At 36.4% G+C, this 21,442-nt stretch carries 18 protein-coding genes and 3 pseudogenes; 2 read left to right on the top strand and 19 right to left on the bottom strand.

Translation table 11 applies throughout. The features are described 5' to 3' along the window. Positions 1-1,046: 1,046 nt before the first annotated feature. A complete protein-coding gene (locus tag PRIO_RS35370; RefSeq protein WP_144412086.1) occupies positions 1,047-1,250 on the top strand; it encodes a hypothetical protein in 204 nt (67 codons plus the stop codon). A gap of 328 nt (positions 1,251-1,578) precedes the next feature. On the opposite strand, the gene PRIO_RS33700 is transcribed toward PRIO_RS35370, so the two are convergent. The 7 genes and pseudogenes from PRIO_RS33700 to PRIO_RS04325 form a co-directional block, all read right to left on the bottom strand. Further along, a complete protein-coding gene (locus tag PRIO_RS33700; RefSeq protein ID WP_052741413.1) occupies positions 1,579-2,235 on the bottom strand; it encodes an HNH endonuclease in 657 nt (218 codons plus the stop codon). Continuing rightward, positions 2,228-2,827, bottom strand: a complete 600-nt coding sequence (locus PRIO_RS04350; protein WP_046501225.1) for a hypothetical protein — start codon at positions 2,825-2,827, stop codon at positions 2,228-2,230. The genes PRIO_RS33700 and PRIO_RS04350 overlap by 8 nt, the downstream gene beginning before the upstream one ends. Further along, entirely contained in the window at positions 2,820-4,985 is a 2,166-nt protein-coding gene (locus PRIO_RS04345; protein WP_046501222.1) for a sensor histidine kinase, read from the bottom strand. Before PRIO_RS04345 ends, PRIO_RS04350 begins: the two co-directional genes overlap by 8 nt. A gap of 83 nt (positions 4,986-5,068) precedes the next feature. Continuing rightward, positions 5,069-6,475, bottom strand: a complete 1,407-nt coding sequence (locus PRIO_RS04340) for an Eco57I restriction-modification methylase domain-containing protein (RefSeq protein ID WP_046501220.1) — start codon at positions 6,473-6,475, stop codon at positions 5,069-5,071. A gap of 484 nt (positions 6,476-6,959) precedes the next feature. Then, positions 6,960-7,214 (bottom strand): VOC family protein, encoded by a 255-nt coding sequence (locus PRIO_RS04335; protein WP_197545385.1) that lies wholly within the window; start codon positions 7,212-7,214, stop codon positions 6,960-6,962. A 123-nt stretch (positions 7,215-7,337) separates the two neighbouring features. After that, a pseudogene (locus PRIO_RS04330) lies at positions 7,338-7,724 on the bottom strand (SRPBCC domain-containing protein); the annotation flags it as partial. Between the two features lie 54 nt (positions 7,725-7,778). Further along, on the bottom strand, positions 7,779-8,366 hold the full coding sequence (locus PRIO_RS04325; RefSeq protein ID WP_020429240.1) for a TetR/AcrR family transcriptional regulator: 588 nt from the start codon (positions 8,364-8,366) through the stop codon (positions 7,779-7,781). A gap of 885 nt (positions 8,367-9,251) precedes the next feature. Here PRIO_RS04325 and PRIO_RS04315 point away from each other — a divergent pair. Continuing rightward, on the top strand, positions 9,252-9,500 hold the full coding sequence (locus PRIO_RS04315; protein WP_020434423.1) for a helix-turn-helix domain-containing protein: 249 nt from the start codon (positions 9,252-9,254) through the stop codon (positions 9,498-9,500). Between the two features lie 206 nt (positions 9,501-9,706). On the opposite strand, the gene PRIO_RS04310 is transcribed toward PRIO_RS04315, so the two are convergent. The 12 genes and pseudogenes from PRIO_RS04310 to PRIO_RS04260 all read right to left on the bottom strand — a co-directional run bounded on the left by PRIO_RS04310 (position 9,707) and on the right by PRIO_RS04260 (position 21,429). Continuing rightward, on the bottom strand, positions 9,707-11,524 hold the full coding sequence (locus PRIO_RS04310) for a hypothetical protein (protein WP_020434422.1): 1,818 nt from the start codon (positions 11,522-11,524) through the stop codon (positions 9,707-9,709). Continuing rightward, the gene (locus tag PRIO_RS04305) at positions 11,514-13,475 is read right to left on the bottom strand and encodes an McrB family protein (RefSeq protein ID WP_046501212.1); all 1,962 of its coding nucleotides are present in this window, start codon (positions 13,473-13,475) and stop codon (positions 11,514-11,516) included. The genes PRIO_RS04310 and PRIO_RS04305 overlap by 11 nt, the downstream gene beginning before the upstream one ends. A gap of 2 nt (positions 13,476-13,477) precedes the next feature. Next, positions 13,478-14,791: a hypothetical protein gene (locus PRIO_RS04300; RefSeq protein WP_046501210.1), complete on the bottom strand. Its 1,314-nt coding sequence runs from the start codon at positions 14,789-14,791 to the stop codon at positions 13,478-13,480. Positions 14,792-15,495: 704 nt separating this feature from the next. Beyond that, a pseudogene (locus PRIO_RS37590) lies at positions 15,496-15,582 on the bottom strand (hypothetical protein); the annotation flags it as partial. Positions 15,583-15,771: 189 nt separating this feature from the next. Beyond that, the gene (locus PRIO_RS37585; RefSeq protein WP_428829590.1) at positions 15,772-16,062 is read right to left on the bottom strand and encodes an SF0329 family protein; all 291 of its coding nucleotides are present in this window, start codon (positions 16,060-16,062) and stop codon (positions 15,772-15,774) included. A 127-nt stretch (positions 16,063-16,189) separates the two neighbouring features. Next, positions 16,190-17,110: pseudogene (locus PRIO_RS04290) on the bottom strand (tRNA dihydrouridine synthase). Between the two features lie 45 nt (positions 17,111-17,155). Then, the gene (locus PRIO_RS04285) at positions 17,156-17,794 is read right to left on the bottom strand and encodes a hypothetical protein (protein WP_052741411.1); all 639 of its coding nucleotides are present in this window, start codon (positions 17,792-17,794) and stop codon (positions 17,156-17,158) included. 45 nt (positions 17,795-17,839) lie between these two features. After that, on the bottom strand, positions 17,840-18,061 hold the full coding sequence (locus tag PRIO_RS37580) for a hypothetical protein (protein WP_456238467.1): 222 nt from the start codon (positions 18,059-18,061) through the stop codon (positions 17,840-17,842). Between the two features lie 371 nt (positions 18,062-18,432). Beyond that, positions 18,433-18,951, bottom strand: a complete 519-nt coding sequence (locus PRIO_RS04275; RefSeq protein ID WP_046501206.1) for an HNH endonuclease — start codon at positions 18,949-18,951, stop codon at positions 18,433-18,435. Positions 18,952-19,180: 229 nt separating this feature from the next. Further along, complete coding sequence (locus PRIO_RS04270; protein WP_046501203.1) at positions 19,181-20,242, bottom strand: hypothetical protein; 1,062 nt, start codon at positions 20,240-20,242, stop codon at positions 19,181-19,183. Positions 20,243-20,319: 77 nt separating this feature from the next. Further along, positions 20,320-20,628 carry a hypothetical protein gene (locus PRIO_RS04265; RefSeq protein ID WP_020426992.1) on the bottom strand — a complete coding sequence of 103 codons (309 nt, stop codon included), beginning with the start codon at positions 20,626-20,628 and terminating at the stop codon, positions 20,320-20,322. Between the two features lie 183 nt (positions 20,629-20,811). Next, positions 20,812-21,429 carry a type 1 glutamine amidotransferase family protein gene (locus PRIO_RS04260; RefSeq protein ID WP_020426991.1) on the bottom strand — a complete coding sequence of 206 codons (618 nt, stop codon included), beginning with the start codon at positions 21,427-21,429 and terminating at the stop codon, positions 20,812-20,814. Positions 21,430-21,442: the final 13 nt, after the last annotated feature.

Below are 21,442 nucleotides of genomic sequence, written 5' to 3'. Positions count from 1 at the left end.
AGGTTTGTCCGAAATGTTTCTCTTAGAAACAACACTTATACAAACAATTGTTCACATATCAGATTTGCATTCATTGTGCCGTAAATCATCGGAAGGGTCGGCACTACCCTGTGACCAACAAACGTTCTAATGGCTTATGAGCCAACTCCCGATAACTCATTTTCTAACGATCGGTACCACCCCTCCACATGTATTGAGGTAACAGGGAGTAGAACTTGAAATGGAACGAGCTTGGGTCAACTTAATCTTGGTAAGTAATGGACGCGAGTTCCAGAAAATATAAATACACTATGTTAATTTCCGATTTGGGGTATGTAGTCCAAAACAAATATTGTATCCCCTAAATTTGTAATTACCAACCATCTCAGGAGTTATTAAACTTTCCGTGGCGCAAATAATACCCGAAACATTCTAACTCTTCAGCATTGTCGGAGTCTATTAATGATCTCTATTATTTCAGCTTCAATATTATAATTCTCAGGTTCTAAAAACTTTTCAAACGACTTCTTTTTATCTTCCATGTGATTTTCCTGCTTTCGTAATGTTTCTCTGTTTTAATTGACAATATAAGTCTCTTAACATCCATCAAATCATATCGGATAATTTTTTGATAACTAACAGTTAAATCGCATATTAACGATATCCAAGAAAAGAATAAGTAATCTCAAACAAATATTAAAGGCTCAAGCATTTTACAGCTTGAGCCTTAATGATATCAGTTAATGTAGCTTTAACTGCTAATTCTACAACAAACAGCACTACATATGTCTCGTGCGTGTCATTCTACAATCTTTAAGCGAACCTGCCACATCTCATTTTCAAATCATCAATATGACCGACTCCGTATCCGCGTTCAAAATTGGCTCAGGCCTTTTTGCAAGAGCACCCGTGAATGGAGTTTGTTTTTTTGCCCAAGCACTCGCCTGAACTCAAGTTGAATTGGCTCAAAAACGGCGTGATCCACAATGTGTTTTGCAAGAGGTTTTACCATATTCGCAATGTCGCAGCGTTGATGAAACGTGTCAATTCCTAGCATATGAACGTTAATGATTGGCTTTGCATTCGTCTTAAAAAGTTCAAACTATATAGGTGAAAATAGCGGAATAGAAGTTGCTGTAGGAGAGGTGGCATCCGCTTTGTTTAGAAATTCCCACGGTGAGCAGCGGTTTAAATCAGAAAAATTTGCTAACAAACAGCCGGAAGTCCAAACATTCCATGTAGTCACGTCCAATCCAAAAATGGAAAAATAACAAGATCATTTTATACAATAAGTTAAACAGTCTGTTATGTATAAACCAAATACTTGATATTTATATTTAGCTTGAATCATACTTGGTTTGTACTAAGAACAGCCCGTTTAAGGGAAGATCTTTGCAATTATTATAATTTTAGCATTAATATTGAAGTCCTTCAGCGAGGATGCTATTTGATAAACACAGGTTACTTCAAGTATATAAACTCCAGTCTCGATGTTGTTTCCTTTTATAGGTGTTCAAGGAGTACTGGCTAATTTATCATTTATCAAATTGTATTGATCTTAAGGACGAAGAAGTAGATTTCATCTCAGAATTAAGTTATTTAAGCTAACACCGATTCTTCACTTAAACCTTTAGAAATTATTAGATTCCTTTTTTCTTTAAGTTTTCTTAAAATAACATTCAATCTCTCCGCTTGTGGTTTCCCATCAAGTTTTTGACATAAACCATTAAGATTCACAAGTAAAAAATCTAATCTTCTTGATTGATAGGATAACCTTAACTGGTTGTGAAATCCCTTTATAAATTCATCGGCTTCGTATTGTTCAGCAATCTTAATGTAATAATCATCATCTCTAGTAAAAACACTCTTAATATTATCCATATCTGGATCTAGAATTTCTTTATATTCTTCTTTAATTACAAATCCACTTTTAGAACGGTTGCAATCATAACAAGCTAGAACTAAGTTTCCAATTCGACCAGCTACTTCTTTTGAATCAAATGATGATTCACATATATAGTGATCAATTTCGAGAAGAGTTGCACCCAAGTTAACAATTGAATTTCCACAGTAACAACATTTATAATTATAGATTTCCATGAAGTTCTTTCTATATTCATATGCTGTGTCTTTTACTTTGTTATAAATTATCTTTTGTTTTGTATGATTTTTATAGATTGCATCTTCCAATGTACCTTTTTTATTTTTCACATTTTCCAATGAAGAACAATATCTTGTATTTCGGTAATCATTCACAATCTATTACCCCCTGCAATTCACGGAAAGCAATTATAATTTCGTTAATATCTTTTGTTGTTAATTCTTCATATTGGGCAGATCCATCTAATGAATTAACTATTTTCTCTAAAAGAACCTTGTCGATTCCTTCATTTTTTTTTAATTTATTAGTTATATTTCGATAAATCAAAATATTCCTAACAGAATCATCTAGTAGATCTTTTAATTTCATTTCATAATACTCTTGGGGATTCCCATGAAAATCCTTTCTATATTTTTGTATAGTTCCAAAATCATCTTCAAGATCATTTTGAGTCACTACCAAAACTTCGATGAATGGTAGCATTTTCTTTAGTATTACTTTAAATTCTTCACCAGTAAATTTTCCAGCCACAACATTATCATTTTTAAATAGTTTAGAGTCAATTAATACTATGTTTGCTTCTTTAATTAACGGATTATTAATCAAGTTATCATACCCATCCTCACTTGAGAAAGGAATTTCTTCATATTCCTTCAAAAAATCTTCATGTTCATAATTTTTTTTTAAATATTTTGAAATTTCTTCATCAGGATTATCATCAACATAAACTATCTTTATTCTATCCATTCATACTTCCTCCAAATGTAAAAAAAATAACGAACCCGTTATGTCCATCAATATTTAGTATTTCTCCCCCAGACATTGTTATAGTGTTATTGACTATCCACATTCCCAAACCATGTCCTTGTTTTCTTGAAGTTTCATGTACCTCAAGAATTTTCATAGGATCCTCTAAATACTTTTCAGCCAGTCCTCTACCATCATCCATGTAAAAAATCTCCAACATTCCATTAGCAAAAGATATCTTAATATCAATTTTTAAATGATTCTTGTCTTCATTATGTTGTATACTGTTTAGTATTAGGTTATCAAATATAACCTTTAAGCTATCTTCTGGAAACACAAAACTAATAGAAGACAAGACATTCTCCAGGTTTATTTGGACCCATGCGTAGTCTCTTTCCCAAACGTTTTTTATATTTTCTAATACTTCATATATATTATGTTTTTCTGCAACAAAATTACTTTTCTCCACTTCCTCAAGCATAGTGTCCATGAAAGAAACAAGTTTTACATTAATTCTCTTGTTCTTATTAAGTAATTCCGGAATATTGGAGAAAGCATATTTAGTTTTTTCTTTTTCATTAACATACTCCCATATATCATAATCTTTCATAGCTTCAACAATGTTTTCATAGTTTTGAGCAATACTATTTCTGTCGTTGTGCATCTCATGAGCAATTGCTGTAGCTTTAAGTCCCGATGTTGCCAAGACATTTAGTATTCTTACGTCATACTTATATCTTTCTTCAGTGTTATGAATTTCTTTTTTAATATTTAAATTTTCATCTTTATAATCCTTTATTTCCGAAACAAATAAGGAAAGCTGATCATTAGTCATTTGCCTTACTATAGTTGGTTTCTGAATAACTTTTTCTACTATCTTTTTTTCCTCAGTTTCTACAAATTTATTTTTTTTGTTTATTCCACGGATAATTTTTTGACGATATCTTTCATATTCAGCAAGTCCCTTATCTATAATTTCCAAAAAAGTTTTAAAGTAAATATTTTCATCCAAACCCTGCCTATTAGATAGATCTTTCAGCATTTGATTAGTTAATTTATCAATCTCAACCTTCCCTGCCAATTGATTCTCACGAATACGCCATGAACCTGTTGGATGAGTTGCAGCAGCAGGTGACAATCTTGTTCTTTTCCCAAGACCCAACCAATCTTTTGTTCCATCATATGAAGAAATGCTAAATGAATTTCTATATAGAATTACACCACTTTCGTATCTTCCTGTTAGGAAACTGTGCTTATACAAAAATTTTTCTACATCTTTTAGATTTGGTTCTTTAAGACTAAAATAAAATTCCGCTGAAAAGTTTCCTAAAGTTTTTAAAGCTTCTACTAGTTCATCCTTTGATAAGGATAGTTTTTTGTTATCTTTTAATTCCTTTATACAATCTAGATTTTTTGTAAAATCAAATAAATTAATATCGCTTATATATTTATTCGCTTCATTTTTAAATTCATCCGATTTGAAAATACATTCCAAACTAGAACTTTCTGAATTATAATTAAACTCTAGTATACTTGTACAATTGTAACCTAGCTGAGGCTTATCAAAATACCGCAATACTAATTGAGGTTTCTCATTATACTGGGAAGTTATAAGAATCTTCATTAAATTATCATTATATGTACGGCATAAATATTTTCTTAACTGTTCAATACTAGCTTTATTCCATTTATCTCTTAATCCTTTAATAGAAATTTTCGTCCCACTTTTGTTCAATGTTTTACCTTCATATAAATTACTGTGATTCCAATTAGTAGTCCATAAAACTGACTTATCACTTGATTTATCTTTCTGTGAGGAGAGCTCAATGTTAGTACCTAGTCGTGACAATGCAAATCTACCTACACCCTTAGAACCCGCCAGAATTCTTTTTTTATTTTCCCTATCTAATACCTCATAAAATTTATTACTCTTACCTATATGCATCCAATGTTTTTTTATATCATCATAATTCATGCCTATCCCATCATCTTTAACTATTATTTCATTTTCTTTAAAGATAATGTCTAACTTTCTAGCCTGTGCGTCAAAAGCATTCTTAACTAATTCCAAAATAGCTGCTTCAGGGTTAGTAAAATTTTGCACGCCTAAAACTTCAGCAATTGTACTATCTTCAATAATATACTGTAGCTCTTCCACTTTTCCCCATCCTCCAGCTTGAAAATTTTAACATGATAAAACTTAATTGAGCTACTTAATTACATTTATACTATAATAAATACTCAAAATTCATAATTATTAATATCTGATGCAGTAATACGAAGTGAATTTCCATTAGCACTAATACCAATACCTTTTACATAATTATAAAAAGACTCACTCTCTAAGATTTCTTTAGCCTTTAAAAGAGGTATTCTTTTTTTAGAAACAATATATATCCCTGAATATGGAATAAAATCCTTTGGTAAATCATATACCTTTATTTCATTTGTAACAATTGTTGAAAGAAGAAGCTTATGTTGATTCAAATGAGCTAAAGCTTGAGAACGTCCGTACTCAAACCATTCATTCTTGTCGTCGGAATTCCGATTTGCCAATTCTTTAAGGTAAGACTTTAAATATTTGGAGGTTTCAGGAAACTTCAATTCAAATTCTTCTGTTTTATATCTAATTAAAGTATCATTATTATAATAATATGGGAATATAATAAGCTCTCTTTTTTTATAATTTAAGGATTTAGGACTCACTGCTACTCTTGTTGCACTTCGTTCAATTTTATATCCTCCAATATTAATGTATTCTTCTTCCTCTATATAATTTTTCAAAAGATACGCTTTATTAAACAGAGTCGCAATACTTATAGCTGCTGTGAAATATTCTCCAAATCTTCTTTTTGAAGCACTATTTTGAGAATAACCCCCAAATATCCATTTGCCCATTAAGCTTTTTTTAGGTATCGAATGAGTAATATTGTTTACAACATCTAGATATTCTATATCATCATTTACTTTACCTTTATCGCATAACAAAATAGCTGACGATGTAAGAGCTTGCTCGAATAGTTTTCTAGTGGTGTAATCGATTATTTTCACAGTATTAAAAACTATCATATTTCTCAATTCTTGGCCGAATACATTTTTAAAAATACTACTAGGAATTAGATATGCTAATTTCCCAGTTGAATTCAAACAGGTAAGGCTTGCTTCAATAAATGCATAGCAATAATCAAATTTTCCATATCTACATGATCTAAAATGTTCTTTTAGAAAAGTTCGTGTTTCCTCATCTAAATCTCTATAAGTTATATATGGAGGGTTACCAATGACAAAATCAAATGTATCTCTTAAATTCATCTTTAAGAAATCTTGATTGAATATGTTCCATTTTACATCATATATTCCATAAAACTCAGCTATTCCATCTAAATTTTCCAAACACTTCGCAAAATGAACCTTATCGATCTCTGTACCATAGATATCATGTTCCAATCCCTTTTTTATTTCAATAATATTGATCATATTTTTCAGACAATCTTTTATATAACGTTTAACAATTTCTTTTAAAATATTTCCATCACCACATGCATTCTCTATAACTTTTTTCCCATACAAATTATTCGTATAATTTGCAGCGTCTAATAGTTCCTTTACATTTATTTCTGGAGTAAATATTTGGCACTTTTCTATCATTTATATTCCCTATCCTTTTATAATTTCAGATTATCGGCAGTAAATTCATCATTAAGTATACTTCTTATAGTTTAATAGATAATTTAATAAGTGAAAAGTATGCTTACTGGTAATTATTTAATCTTTACGCGGTGATTTTCTACATATAAAGCGCAATAACCAAAATGAGGATGTTAACTTTTTTTCAAAATACTAGAGATAGTTTATCTGAGGAATTGCCCTTAAACGAAACTTTCTACTTGAATACATCAATAATCTTTTGGCCCCTTTTGAAAAACACAGTCGGAATAAATGTAAAGTAAAATTATGAGCCATAAATTCCCTTAATCTTCCCTACTGCCTCATTTGAATCAACAGTGCAACACTCTCCACATGACTTGAGTGCTTAATAATGTGAAATTACTAAATTCTAATCCAACCGATGTACCAATTCATATTTATTTCCGCAAGGATCTTCAAAATAGACTGCGTAAAATAAGTTGGGCTAATCGAGAACAACCGGGGACCGTCGTTTAGGACCGCCATTTTCCTTAACCAGTTTGGCAATATGATCAACCTCAGCCCGGTCATTCGCCCAGAATCCAATGATATTGTGATTTGGCTTATGTTCCCGGTCTTCTGTGATAGCAAAATAAGCTGCACTAGGCAATTCTCCTTCGGCAGCAAATACCTTCCAATTCAAGCTGTGCAAGGTCCGCGTAAACCTTAATTCAGGAAGAAGTGCTTCATAAAAAGGCATGGTCTTTCTAAATGGTTCACTCTAAGATCGATATGACTGAACTTATTAATAATTATTCATCTCCTCTTCATCGTTTACAATGCTTATTTTCTGCCTGATGGCATTCAGAACGTTATCCCATTACAACTTCATTTGTTCCCGCGTATTCGGATGATCCAAATTCTCTTGATGAAAGCTAATCGTTGTTCGATCATGATGATTAGACAAGAGCCGGATTTGCAGCGTAGACGGCTTCTCCCACTCCTTTTTGCCCCACTTTAAGCGAAGCTGGCTGAAAGGTTTTACTATTCTGAGCTGACCCGAAATCCCCTCATCGGATGTAAAAACCTCTCCCTCGTTAAATGCAAGAGGTGATACGTTTCCAAGCCACAATTTCACCCCTTCGGGAGAGGTTAGAAACGACCACGCCTGCTCTGGCGAGATTGGAAACGTCCTCCTGACACCGACTTGGAAACCTGCAGATACCGTTTGACCAACAAGCTTGCGCGATTCAATATTCTGATGTTTAATAGTGGCACCTCCCTTAAAATGTTTGTTAGCACTAACTCTCTTTTATTCAAAAAATTAAGGGTTTAACGCCCTGACGAACAAATCGACACTTGATCTCATAAAATCTTCCTTCGGTTTTGTGGTAATCTCAGATTTGACAAATAACTGCGAAATGAATGCCCCGTAATTCATCCACATGAAAGTAATCGCTTGCATCTCCGCATCGCTTGAAACCAGTTTGCTCTTTTTCTGCATATCTATGAAGTAATTCGTCAATAACTCCAATAGTTTCCGGGGATGCTTCTGTGCCCTTTCGCGGATTTCAGTCAATTCATTATCGCTCAATACAATGAGGTATAATTTTCGGTTACGCTCCATCAATTCATGATACATTTGGCTAATCATGAATAAGTCTGATCTCAAGTCCCATGTCACTTTCTCGCTAAAAATTCGGGTCATTTCTATCGAGTAATGATAATGGTCAACTGCTTTGTCCAGCAGGTTTTTCTTGCTGCCGAAATTACGGAACAATGTCATCTCACTGACACCTGCTGTTGCTGCAATCTCCTTTGTAGATACGCCTTTATAGCCCTTTTCAGCCATTAGGTCTATTGCCGCGTGCATTAATTTGGCTTTAGTGTCCAATATCATCTTATTCTCCATAATTACCTTCCCAGCCTGATTCAACAAATTATAGTTAGTGCTAACTAACATATTTTCTTCATGTTAAGGTCAAACGGCTGCAATGTCAATATCTCCAAAGTACTTTTTATGAAGTAAATCCAATATCCATTTGTACGCATCGACGAACCCTTTGGGTCGCGGAGACAACTGGGGTTCATCCCGTCTTCTTCCTTGCTTATCATATCGCAGCAGTATACTTGATCAATTTTAAATAATATAGCTTCATAGTTCTAATCTTCATAGATGAGCTTAACCTTTATTCCTTCACCTAAATTATGCTATTAACCTTGATTAGCTTCCAAAAAATCCGTATGAAACTCAACTGGAATATGAGTGCTGTCACGAGAACATTGAAGGAATACATGTTTATAGCAAACGTGAATTAAAAAAGACCGCCGCATAGACAGTCCAACAACAAAGTCTGAATATATCCCTCTCAGCTCCGATATCTACGTGCTTTTGCGGCAGACTTCACTGGGCATATCTTTGTCCAAGAGAACTGAAGGAGCAGAAAAGGTACTTGCAAGCTACATACCATCCTTAAGTCCTTGTAGATATAGGTGTTCATAAAGAATGGCTTGCTTCAATTGAAGCTTATCCTCCCAATCCTCAGACTCTGGCTTACGTGTAATGTCCATGGAGGCAAATAACGCTTGAAAAGCCTTACTCTCTTCTTCAAACGCACTCTCAAGCTCGGAGTGATACCAACAGAATGTGCATTGCACCCCCTCCTTTTTGGCAAAGCTATGCCTGTAGACGATGTAGAAATTTTAATGCGTTTATTGGTTTATTTTAATTCGATATCCGCATTAAAACAACACTTACCTCGTATACAATTTGCTTAAATTGTGAGGTGACACCCAAATGAGGCACCGCAAAGAGCTCCCCGGTGACAAAAATATCATTGGAACCCAAGTTGTAGCCATTCGAAAAGCTAAGCGAATGAAGCAAAAAGACTTCCTCGCCAAGTTGCAAACCTTCGGGTTAGACATCAGCCCAACCAGTTTGTCTCGATTGGAAGGTCAATATAGACTTGTGCAGGATTATGAGGTGGTTGCTATTGTGAAAGCGCTGGATGTTTCTGTTGGGGAGTTGCTGGGGGAAAACAGGTGAGATAGTGGATGATTCTTACTAGCAGGATTCTTTTTATAGGAATATTATTATTCCCCCTAAATTGTTTTATAACGACAGCATCAAAAAGACCGAGGAGCGACTAACTCGGCTCACTCGGCTTCCAATGGTTAAGTTCAGATAGATCTATTGTAATTCACATTGATATAGGCCTTAAATTTAATACAAAAGTTAGTAAAAATATTGACTTACTCACCCACTGTCTCTTCAAACCATGCGCTTAATTCTCGATATAACTCTTCCAAACCAATTATATTGCCGTCCTCAATATTGGGAAACAATTGAATATATATGAGCGGTTGCTCATCTTGAAATACATCTGCGTTATCATCCTTACTATATAAACAGATAACTCGATGAACTACGGTACTACGTTTGTTTCTAGGAGTCGTGTTTTGACCGGCGTAAAAGATATTTAAATATTTTGAAAGCTGTGTGAAAACCTCGTTGGTGTATGCTTCGTTATAAAGTGATCTATACTTGCGGTGCTTGGCGTCCATAGCTACGCAAGACAATAGCATAGGCACATCGCCTTTTTTATAAAGATCGAGACGGATGTCCGGCTGAATTATTTGACGAGAGAAAAATTGATCCCTTGTGCGAAAGGCATCCTCTCTAAGGTCTACAGTTCTGTCATACCAAGCATGGATGATATATTTATCATTCTCCAATGTCAAACAGGTACCAGAACGAAGATCCCGTAATTGATCCCACGAAGCATGTGACGATACCTGAAACCCCATCCTTTTTACAAGTTCCACAACTTGAAAGTATACAAACTGCTCATACACTTTCCATGTAGGTTTAAGCACGCGGACAATATGTTTAGCAGACTCTCGCCCAAGTAACACTCTACGGCCCTCTTCCACCCACTGGCTTATATCGCGATAATGTTTCTCCTTTAACTGAGGCCTTTGTTGCCCATGTGGTATGTTTTTCAAATCCGTGGACACTAAAATATAAATTATTCGACCAATCATATGTTGGACAGCATCATGCCACCTAGACAGCACACCTACCTCTCGCTGTATCCTGACAATTTCATCAGCCAACCGGTATATTCGTCTGCTCATTGCACTACGGGCTTCATAGGAAATATCGCGGGCATTAAAATAACGCTGTTTGTGCTTTTCGTTGGCACGTTTATCATCTTCTTTTTTAGCCATCCTAGTTAAGGCATGTGTCAAGTCCACTTCTATGGCGCTACTAACAGTCAGTAGCTCGTTTTTCCAACTCAGCAACACATGCTTAATCCAACGGTTGGCAGGCAGATCCAAGATCAAACGTTTACGCTTGTTGAAATCTACTGCATTACCTTTTACCTGCTTCATCCGTAGGCTTTTTTGATCTTGTTTACACGGAAATGTCCCAACGTCGTAGAACGTTTCAATGGTTGAAAGCGGATTTCTCTCTATCTGCATCAAATTGGCAGACAAGAACTCCTTATCGTTAATCAGCCGCAGTATATAATCATAATAGGACTTTGTTCTTAAGATTTCGTGTTCTTGACTAGTGGAGGTTTGTGTAAATATAAGGTCGTAAATCATGCCTTCAATTTCTTGCTCCAGTAAGTGATGCATATGTTGCACCTGTTCTTGTGACAAGTGAATCGGAGAAACCATAAGACCTGATCCGTACACATCTTGACCAATGTGGACCTCTAAAAAGTATACTCCAAGCCGCCAAGGAAATTCATCTCCAGTGTGGGGCATAAATAAATATTCATGATGATCTCTAGTTGTTTCCATGATAGTTAATCTTTTTTGTTTGCCAAACTCATCATATGTGCTCGATTCTATTATTACCTTGGAATCTTTTGGTAGTTTTTCGTCTTTGGCATATAGTCGAATGCCCAGCGGGATGTTTTCTTTTATAGATATAAAATAAGTTAACGAAGCAGGCGTCTGTAGAGGACTCCAAAAATACTGGGCTTGCTGAGTATTTCTTGGAGAATGATTTGTAAAAAACTCCAAAACAAAAGGTACGTCAGTGGCATTATATTGCATAGCCGTTCCTTGTCAGCTCCTTAGCTTTCTGCTTTAAAAGGGCAAGGGAGAATTTAAACCTATCTTCTCCTTCCCCCTCTTCCGTTAAAAGACGACCAATATAGCCCATGTGATACCGATTTTCCGCATCGCAATACCCGATTAAATCCTGTATTTGTTCTCGATGACCCCGGATTTTGGTCAGAATTCGCTGTTTTACTTGATAGTCAAGCGCAGTGTGTCGTGTAATCAAAGCATTACCGTCTGCATCAGTGGGAATATTGGCTAGATATTTCTCAATACCTTTATAAATTCGAAAGCTTACTCCTATCTGTGCATCGTATTCCCTCATAAGATCATGTAATCGATCCAATAATAAAATTTCGTGCTCCTCCATAGCAACATTTATTTTGATCCATTCCTGATTGTAAATTCTACGATTAACCACCGCAGTCATGTTCGTGGCTTCATTATTTTCTTCCTTGGGCACCGATGCTTCACCAAAAGTCAGCTTTTCCAATAAGATCACATTCGTACGATCTAGCATTCGGTTAGAAAAGTCCTTGGTAGTTTCATCAAAATTGGCGGTTCCCACAAACAGAACATTATCACGGACAGGGATACACCCTTTAGCAAACGATTTATTATGACAAATAGACCCTTGACTGTAGATACGTAGTTCGCGCTGATCCTTTGGTAACTCTAATAACGAAATAAATGGTGCAAAATAATGCTCAACTTGTCCCAAATTCATTTCATCAAATAAAACCATGAAGAGCTCGTCTGGATACTGGCTAGCTCGTTCCAAAAAAGACGTCAGTCCAGTTTCACTTTCCATAAATAATCCTAGTTGAGGATTTAAATAACCCAAGATATCTGCCGGTTCAGTATATGATGGAGAGATTGGAACATAAAGAAGATTTTCATCTTTTTTCAGCTTCAATGCATCAGCATACAATAGTGCAAGTCGAGTCTTCCCAGTCCCACTCATGCCACCAATTACAGCAATACCACCCGTTTTTAACGAGGTATGGAAATTAATAAGATCCTCTTCGGGATACACTAACTCAGCTTCTTGCGCTAATTGTTTTAATCGTGTGATAAATTCCATTTCAGTTAAGCTGATAGGCGTTTCTAATTGAAGTTTTTGCTTGTTATCTTCTTTTTTTTGCTGTTCCTGCTGGAACAACGATACACCTCGTTTTTCAAATAAGTCTCTCAATTCGATAGAGTAATTATCAGTTATAAAGCCAAGTTCCCGATATGCGCATCTCAATCTACCCCAAAAATCATCCAAATCAGTCAAGGCAAGTTTTTTGATACCTTTTGGCTGGAGGGCATAATAAGTTGTTACATTCACCTCACTGCCTTTTAAACTGTCAGGATCCGTTATATGATACAAGTATCCATCGCATAAGATAAACTCTGGTGTCTCTAAAAGACTGGGATAGTCTGGGAGCGTGATAGGCGCACCTTCTAATAAAGCTTTCTCAAAGCGAGCCGCAGGTACTCCTTTTTTCACTTGGGGGATCGGGAGATAATAATTTGATTCCTGCTTATCTTCAGAAACCATAACAATATCAAAATTATAGTGGAACGGGTGGTTAGGATTATCATGGCGATGGTTAAGTTTTGGCTTTATGAGAATAAGTTTTCCTTCCAGATGTTCTCTCAAAAAGGAAATTTTATCCTTTTGTTCATAATACTTAATTGTTTGTAAGTAACGTCCATTTCTATCATCAAAAGAGACATAACACTCTTTTGGGTTTTTACCAATTATGTCTTTAATAGGCTTTGGTTCCTCATTCAATGTTTGTAGGTAAAACACTATATCATTGTCATTGCGTTGGCTGCGTGTTACACTCTTTCGCTCAATGCCTAGACCAGGTATATATTGAGGTTCACTGTCATCTGCTAATCTTGCGAGAATGTAACAACTACTTAATTCTCGCATTACCTTCGGATTAATCATCCTTACTCCTCCGTCTCACTGTCTTTGTACAATGTTGCGTATCCTAGAATGAGTCCAATATCATCGGTGAATTCTTCGTAAGCAATCTCATTAATAGTCAAAAGTTGCCGTAGCTCCATCCATTCTTTTGTGTTTGTAAAATGATTACGATCCACAAACCAAACCTTATTCTTCATTTCATCTGGTTGTTTTATTTGTTGCAGCAAGTAGGACTTCGAGAAAATCATACCTTTAAATAATCGTTGCAATCTTAAATCTGGATGTTCCGTAATTATTCTCGCTTGACTAGTTCGTGGTAAAAAGGTTTCCCAAAATTCTTGATACTCCGCTAATTCGAAGACCTGATGGGTAAGTTGGGTTACCCTATAACTTAAACTTTGTATTGTTGTAAGATTTCCTTCAGTTTCCTCTTCTGCCTTCTTTAAAAGCCTTTTCAAATTTTCAATAGTTGCATGCGCATCCGCCTTATACTGTTCAGCTTCACGTACTATCTGCTGAATAGAACTAACCGTTTTCTGAGTAGTTGCGTTCTTTTTCTCCTCTTCACAAAGTAGCATCTTAAGTTCTTGATCCTTTTCTGTCGTCGCCACCGTTTCTTGTTGAACAACGAGATAGACCTGCATATAATAGGCGTAGACACTATGGGCCAGATCTGGATATGCCGGAAGCAAAGCCAACTGGCCTAAAAACTTCTCTTCATCTTTTAGTGCATTTACAAACAGGATTTTTAAAGTCGCATCTTTTTTTTCCTTTAAAGCTTGTTTAATTGAATCGTATTTGTTCTTAAGTCCAACTTGTGACACGTAAGCCTCATATTGCTCAAATGTAGGTAAGGGGGCCTGGTTATTTAATAGACTGAGCAGTTTATTCTCATCAGCTGTATAGACGCCTATTAAGAGGTCCGTTTTGCTTCGAGCATTCTCTACTAGTACATTATAATAAGTTATATATGTTTCATGAAACTGGTCATATAATAATGACAACTTTTGATATGGTCGCAGCTTCTCATCGGACAAGAGAGCTATCATAAACATATCAAAGTCATCTGTTGCTAACTCATTGCGTTCCTTCCTAGCATCAGCAGACAGCTCTTCATAAAAGATATCAATAGGGATTAGATTTGGATCTTTTTTCATCCGCCTTTTTTTCCCAATGCCACTTCGAAGTGCGGATCTTACAAGACTACGAAGTTGTTCAACCGGGCGACTAGCAAGGCTACTTATTCGAAATCCATCTATTGACAGATTTAAAACCTTACAAATATGTACTAAATCATTCTTTACCAGGATATCTGGAAGCCACTCGCTTTCATGCATGTCCTTACCTCCTTACTACAAGTTTACCAACATAGATTGAACTAGACAATAAAATAAAATCCTGCCACTATAATATTTCCCAGTCCTATTGTCCTATCTTTCTATTCAAAACAGGTGATTCGGCCATCACTATAAATATTTATCACCTAGGCCACACGGCTCATTTAATCAAAGCAATTATACTAATCAATTTTCAGAGCGGCTTGGACATGGTAGAATCATCAACATTAGGAACATATATGGCCATACTATCTATTCTGCTGATCAAGTAGTTTCCAATAAGTTCGAAATCAATTCGCAATTGTTTCAAAGCAAACAAATAAAAAGACATTGAAGAAAAGTTTCACCTGAGTCTTTTTCTTTTCTCTTATGTTCATTAAATTTAAGCTAGTAGGTTTACAACAAATCGTCGAAAATGCCTATGTTATTGATTTAAAAATAACTGTATCAGTATATTATTTACCCTTATGTATCAACGTATTATTTTAGTCATCTTCATCTATATTACTTCTTACAATTATCGCAATGGATTCTATATGTGTCGACTGTTCAGTGCGAACAACCCCGACGACCTAAATTAAATAGGGGTTCCGATTAATAATTACAACTATTCACTACTTTAGAGTGAGTTCTTAATTATCACTACTCTGTCCATTAGCCTGGCACCCCTTGCCCACCTATGATCATTCACAGGTTAAATTTAGTCACTTCACAACGTCCCACAGCTCATATAAATACTGCACAACCGGATGCTTTAACTGCATCATCTCGGACATGCTTAAAATCCGCTTTTTCCCAACTCTTCAATCCACCACAGCCAGAATATTCAATACAATATCATTACTCTCTAAGCTTTCCTCTATAAGAGTAGCTAGAAACTTATTAGCCTGCCACGATAAAATTCAATTTACTTAATGCAGCCTGTGCTGACATTAGCTCTTTGGCATGTTCGGTATTTTTCTGGCTTCTGGTCATGACGATTAGGCGATCCTCCGGCACGTCCCCCTGGTAGCTTTTCTGACCGCTTCAATTTCGTCGCTGGTAATAGGAATTTGGATATCGGGATCATTCTTAATTTCCAGCTCTGTTTGATACCATTTCATAGTATTCGTTCTATCACTCATATTGAGTACGTTCTTTTTATCTACCGAGACAACAAATCCCTGATTTATCAGGCAGATAACGGTAACCCGGTGCGCGTATTCTACCCTTCCATTTAACGCAGGACTTAGAAAGCCCTCCAGTTGTTGCTTCAATTTGCTCCAGAACATGTAATCCCCCTCCATATACAAAAAGAGGAGCGGCTTTCTGGCTCAGGGCTTGCCCCCTCTCCATTCATCCGATCCTCATTCTCTTGACGTCTTTTTCTATTTTCCACAAGGATTTGTTAGGAATTACTTAATCCCCACGTTCCTCCGCTCCATCCTGCTCCTTGCCTCCAAGTTCACCCAGCAGCGTACGCACTTTACTTGTTGACTTTGTGTTCATTAAGGCACTTACCTCACGAAATCCGCGGACATATTTTTAAAAAATCGTTGAAGAGGTCGGAACGAACGTGGTTCCAATGCTGAATATTGATCATGGAGATCCAGATGCAGCCGCAGCAAATCAAGCAATCCCTCCCTGCTGTGATCCTTCGGCTCCTTCTCAAAAGCAAACGGATTCTGAAAAATACTGCGCCCGATCATAATCTCATCCACACCGTATTGCTCCGCGAGCTTGAGGCCAGTCTGACGGTCAGGGATATCCCTGTTAATGGTCAGCAGTGTATCGGGTGCCACCTCATCACGAAGCTTCTTAACCTCCGGGATCAGTTCCCAGGGGGCATCTACTTTGCTCATTTCTTCTCTTGTGTGCAGATGAATGGACAAATTAACAATGTCTTGTTGCAAAATATGGGTTAACCAGCCACGCCATTCGTCTAAGCTACTAAAATCGAGCCTTGTTTTTACGCTGACGGGCAGTCCCCCAACTTTGGCGACCTGGGGATATCCGCTGCGGTTTCCGGACGGCAGATCAGGCCGCTTCCTTTCCCATTCTCGCTACATTCGCTACAGGACAACCCATATTAATATCGATGCCTTTAAAACCTTCTTTCGCCATACCAATGCTCATTTGACGGAAGAATTCCGGCTTACCTCCCCAGATATGAGCTACAATGGGCTGTTCATCCTCTGTAAAAGTTAAACGCCCGCGCACCGCATGGTTCCCCTCCGGGTGACAATAACTCTCTGTATTCGCAAACTCCGTAAAAAACACATCCGGTCTGGTTGCTTCACTTACAACATGGCGAAAAACAACATCCGTCACATCCTCCATGAGCGCCCTTATATAAAAAGAAATAATCAATCGTAGATTTCCACTTCAGATTTCATTAATTTCAATAGTCATCTCCGAATATTCACTTACAATTTCATAATCTCTTTGTCTAAGGTAATTCTCCACTTTATGTGTCTCTTCTTCAAGATATAAATTCGTTCTTTCTAAAGCAATTTTACATAATGATTGCAGTATTATTAGAGTCTCATCATAATCAAATTTAGCTTGCATTTCAGGGTATGCAATTCCCATTATGCATTTCTCATTTTCATTTAAAACCATTCCTAGTTTTGCATTAAGAAAGTCAATTTCATCATGAGCTATATATTTATCCCGTATTCTCTTTAATTTCTTATGACATTCTATGGGTTCTCCTTGTGTATCTTTATATACTTTATTAACTGACAGCTGAGATCTGCCCACACCAGAATTATTAAAACATTTTATATATAAAATCAAAGCAATTCTAAACATTCCCTCTTTTATAGTCATATCAGTTGTCTGAAGTGATATATCTAAGTAACTTATTGCACTTAGCAAATCTATTTTTATCAAATTATACGAATAAAGACGTTCAAACCTTTTTTCTCTAGGAACTTCAACATATTTTGTTTCAAAAGGAAGCCCAGTAATATACATTTTCCTCGTTTCTTCATTTAAATCATATTGGTAACGAAATAACAACCAAATAACCCCCAATCTTTTTTAACCTGATAAGAAATTTCATATTTAAGATATTTTTTGTCCTAGGATAACGTCACAATGGTCCCGCCGCAACTCATAAAAATACTGCACCACCGGATGCTTTAGCTTCATCTTCGCGGACATGCTTAAAATCCGCTTTTTCCCGACTCTTTTGTCCACCAAAGCTAGAATATTCAATACAATATCATTGCTCTTACGTTTTTTATCTACCGAAATATAACAAATGCCCCTTGTTTCCAAATTCATTGAGCAATACGCGCAGAAAAACTAGCGGACAATCAGGAAATCTCTTCTTCATTGTGCTCTTCTCCACTCTTCCTATAGGAGGCGCGAAATGAATGTTTGAAGAGTTAAATGCGTCATTCCTGATCTTTTCAAAGAGATCATTCATAAGTTCTCTCCTCATATATTCGTAACTGTGTCGCCGGCTAATTTTCGCAACAAGTTTATCTGAGATTTCTGCTGTACCGGAAAGGGAACACCCTTCTCATATAAAAATCCAACCCTTGGTGAGTAATGACTGAATAGTTCTCTCACCTTCTAGTTGCTATCCCCTTGGCTAAACACCTGTATCACTCCCATGGTTCCATAGCAATGAGTATAACTCTCCATCGTCCTTAATTGACCTTATCCCACATTTTCAATGAGACTCTAAATACACCCGCCATTGTTGCGGAATTTAAATAAGGATGTCCAAAATGAAATATTGTTTTTCTCATCTGTTCTTTGACAATTTTATCAAAATGATTAACATCAGTTATGCTTCTTTCCGCAAATTCCTCTTCCACAGATTTACCATATATAAACTCGTATTCTTTCATCCCTTGTTTCACCCAAAATATATCATATAGTGATGTTCCATATGCACGAAGCCAGTCCCACATAACATCCTTATCTGCGATATTGGGATTCTCCAAATGACATCTTTTACATAGAAGTACAAGATTAGATGCTTTATCTTCACCACCTAAAGAATCAGGAATAATATGACATCGCTCTAATGACATCTCACACCCACATCTCCAACATCTTTCATGTGCCTCAGATGCATCTACACTCAATCCACATTCATCTACTATTGAGAACCAGTAATCTACAATTTCTTTTTTTGAAGTTTTAATATTTTTATTTCCCATGCTTTCCTACTCTCCTTCTAAATAACTCGCTAAATAAATTGGCTCGGCTCATTATACAAATTAAGTGTTATTGCTTTTGCATCCAGCTTGGTCCGATCTCCTGTGACTCTTTTTCGACTTTTGTTATCTTCTTCTGGGGTTTATAAATTCTGTGATGGGGACGAATGGTGGAGATGAATTTTCCATGTTGATGTGGGTCATTAATGTATCAATTAAACATTCCTATTCCCTATGAAATCGAGGCGGATTTACGTTTTCTAAAATCTAATATGGATATATTTATGTATAGTTGTATTGTATCAGTATAAACATGTTCTCTAATAAATTTCATGCTTTTATCATATTCATCATCCGTAAAACAAGCAATTAAATAAAACGCATTCTTGTATTTGGTGGATAGCATATAATCTGTTAATTGCTTTTCATATCCTTTTTTCACATAATTCTTTGCTTTCTTTATTTCTATTAGAACCTTCTCATCTTCGTTAGTGTTCTTGTATAATTTAAAATCAACTTTTCCATTTCCCAGCATTGCCTCTCTAGTGATTTCTACCGCTTGATTATAAAAGTAAGCGTCCATTATATTTTCTAGTATTAGCTGTATACGTTCTTCTCTTACTGGATCTTCATTCTCCCAAAATAATTTATATAAATTCCCGTATTTTAATCTTTCAGTGATATATTTTAACATTGAAGAAACTTCACCGGTAAGTGTAATATGCTTCGTTTTGTATTGCTCTTGAATATCGATAGGGAGTAATTCAAAATAGTAGTCTATGTTAATTCCTAAACTATTCTCTATATTTATATTTCCAAGCTTACGTTGATTATATAAAGTGTCAATCATTAAAAAGTCTGTATCTGTAAACAATACATCCGGATAATAAAAGACATCGTAAAAGGATTCTTCATGTTCTTCTAGACTAAATTCAGAATCCTCTTCAAAATCTTTTTGACTAGCCTCCTTAATTAGGATACGGCATCTTTCATTAAAATAAAGTCGATTGAAATCAGGCAACTCCTTTTGCAAATCTCCCATGTAATCAATAAATTTATACAGAATAAATTCATGAAAAGCATTCATTTCATGATAAAATTTGTCTCCTGTCCAGTAGTACAGCTCCTCAATTGTTTTCACACATTTATGATATTGTTCTCTGTATAGATACTTAGGGAGAATTTCTTCAATGATATCTCCAACATCTGTTTGTCCATTAAATATTTCTAACTTTAAAAAATGGTGAAATATACAATTATATGCTTCTTGATGGTAGGTCGCAAAAAGAATCAAATTAATACCTCCTCTTTATATAATAGTACTTTTCGTTGGATACAGAATGTAAATCCTCTATCGTTCACCTATCTTTTTTATAAAACCCCATCCTCAGGCTCCCCCACCTCAAACCCCAATACTCTCGTCGTTTCCGATTTAAACCTATCCATCCAAGAATCCCACTCGCTCTGATTCATTTGCGCATGAAATGATAATCCGCTCGGCTCAACCGATGCCTGCATATAAACATCATCTTCTTCCTGCCCAAACCAGTGTGGAATCCCATCTGTGTACCCTTTCCAACCCGGCATAAGCTCATATATATTAGCAACCTTATCCCATACTTCATCAGGTAGATGAACCCATATGTTCAAATTACAATGATGAGCGTTTATTTCATTCACTTGCCTTCCCCCCTTAGCCTTCACCCTCAATTAGGCTTCAATTACATCCTACCATATGTTGGAATCCTCTTCCTATCTTAGAACATCCACTTATAGGCGCCCAAAAAATGTATCCTGCCATACCTGACCAGACCAACAGAAATACCCTCTCCGTAAAGAGAGGGCCGCCTTCAATATCTTCCTTTATCCCATCAACTCATAGAAATACTTAGCCTCCTGGGTCTTGTAGAGACTATACCAGGCCTTCAATTTTTCTGGAGTCATTACATCCAGAGCTTTCAAGACATGTACCGCGAATTCCAACGGGGCTATCCCAGAGGCAGTAATCAGTGTTCCATCCGTTACAACAGACTGCATTTGGTAAAAGTCCCCGCCGGTGTACGCAGGACAGACCATGCGGAGGTACTCCAGGTCATTGCTTGTATGCGGACGTGAATTCAGCAGTCCGGCCTGGGCCAGTCCCATGGTAGCCCCGCAGATGGCTGCCACTAATATCTCTTTCTGTATATATCGCTCAGCGAGTTGAAGGATGGGATTGTGGATGGCTTCGGTCCATGTATTTCCGCCGGGTAGAATCAACGCAGCTGCGCTTGCCATGCTGCACTCATCCACCGTGATGTCCGGCATTATTGTCAGTCCGCCCATTGTAGTTACAAGCGTCTTCTCATTGGCTACAGTAACTATTGTAGACGGGGCCAGCCCCTTCTTATAGTACCTTCCCGAATTCAGTTCGGCCGTTAAGTACCCTATTTCCCAGTCGGCCATGGTGTCGAACACATATAGATATACCGTATGTTTCATGTGTAACTCCCCT

The organism is Paenibacillus riograndensis SBR5 (genome assembly GCF_000981585.1).
Classification (GTDB): domain Bacteria; phylum Bacillota; class Bacilli; order Paenibacillales; family Paenibacillaceae; genus Paenibacillus_AQ; species Paenibacillus_AQ riograndensis.
Note: the sequence above shows the minus strand (reverse complement) of the source record. Positions and strands in the feature narration are given on the sequence as shown.

What these genes read in the sequence shown, in the direction of transcription:
- PRIO_RS37585 (WP_428829590.1), bottom strand. Translation starts at nt 16,062, where the DNA reads ATGTTCTGGAGCAAATTGAAGCAACAACTGGAGGGCTTTCTAAGTCCT.
- PRIO_RS04315 (WP_020434423.1), top strand. Translation starts at nt 9,252, where the DNA reads ATGAGGCACCGCAAAGAGCTCCCCGGTGACAAAAATATCATTGGAACC.
- PRIO_RS04275 (WP_046501206.1), bottom strand. Translation starts at nt 18,951, where the DNA reads ATGGGAAATAAAAATATTAAAACTTCAAAAAAAGAAATTGTAGATTAC.
- PRIO_RS37580 (WP_456238467.1), bottom strand. Translation starts at nt 18,061, where the DNA reads ATGAATTTGGAAACAAGGGGCATTTGTTATATTTCGGTAGATAAAAAA.
- PRIO_RS04335 (WP_197545385.1), bottom strand. Translation starts at nt 7,214, where the DNA reads ATGCCTTTTTATGAAGCACTTCTTCCTGAATTAAGGTTTACGCGGACC.
- PRIO_RS04325 (WP_020429240.1), bottom strand. Translation starts at nt 8,366, where the DNA reads ATGGAGAATAAGATGATATTGGACACTAAAGCCAAATTAATGCACGCG.
- PRIO_RS04310 (WP_020434422.1), bottom strand. Translation starts at nt 11,524, where the DNA reads ATGCAATATAATGCCACTGACGTACCTTTTGTTTTGGAGTTTTTTACA.
- PRIO_RS04350 (WP_046501225.1), bottom strand. Translation starts at nt 2,827, where the DNA reads ATGGATAGAATAAAGATAGTTTATGTTGATGATAATCCTGATGAAGAA.
- PRIO_RS04300 (WP_046501210.1), bottom strand. Translation starts at nt 14,791, where the DNA reads ATGCATGAAAGCGAGTGGCTTCCAGATATCCTGGTAAAGAATGATTTA.
- PRIO_RS35370 (WP_144412086.1), top strand. Translation starts at nt 1,047, where the DNA reads ATGATTGGCTTTGCATTCGTCTTAAAAAGTTCAAACTATATAGGTGAA.
- PRIO_RS04340 (WP_046501220.1), bottom strand. Translation starts at nt 6,475, where the DNA reads ATGATAGAAAAGTGCCAAATATTTACTCCAGAAATAAATGTAAAGGAA.
- PRIO_RS04305 (WP_046501212.1), bottom strand. Translation starts at nt 13,475, where the DNA reads ATGATTAATCCGAAGGTAATGCGAGAATTAAGTAGTTGTTACATTCTC.
- PRIO_RS04260 (WP_020426991.1), bottom strand. Translation starts at nt 21,429, where the DNA reads ATGAAACATACGGTATATCTATATGTGTTCGACACCATGGCCGACTGG.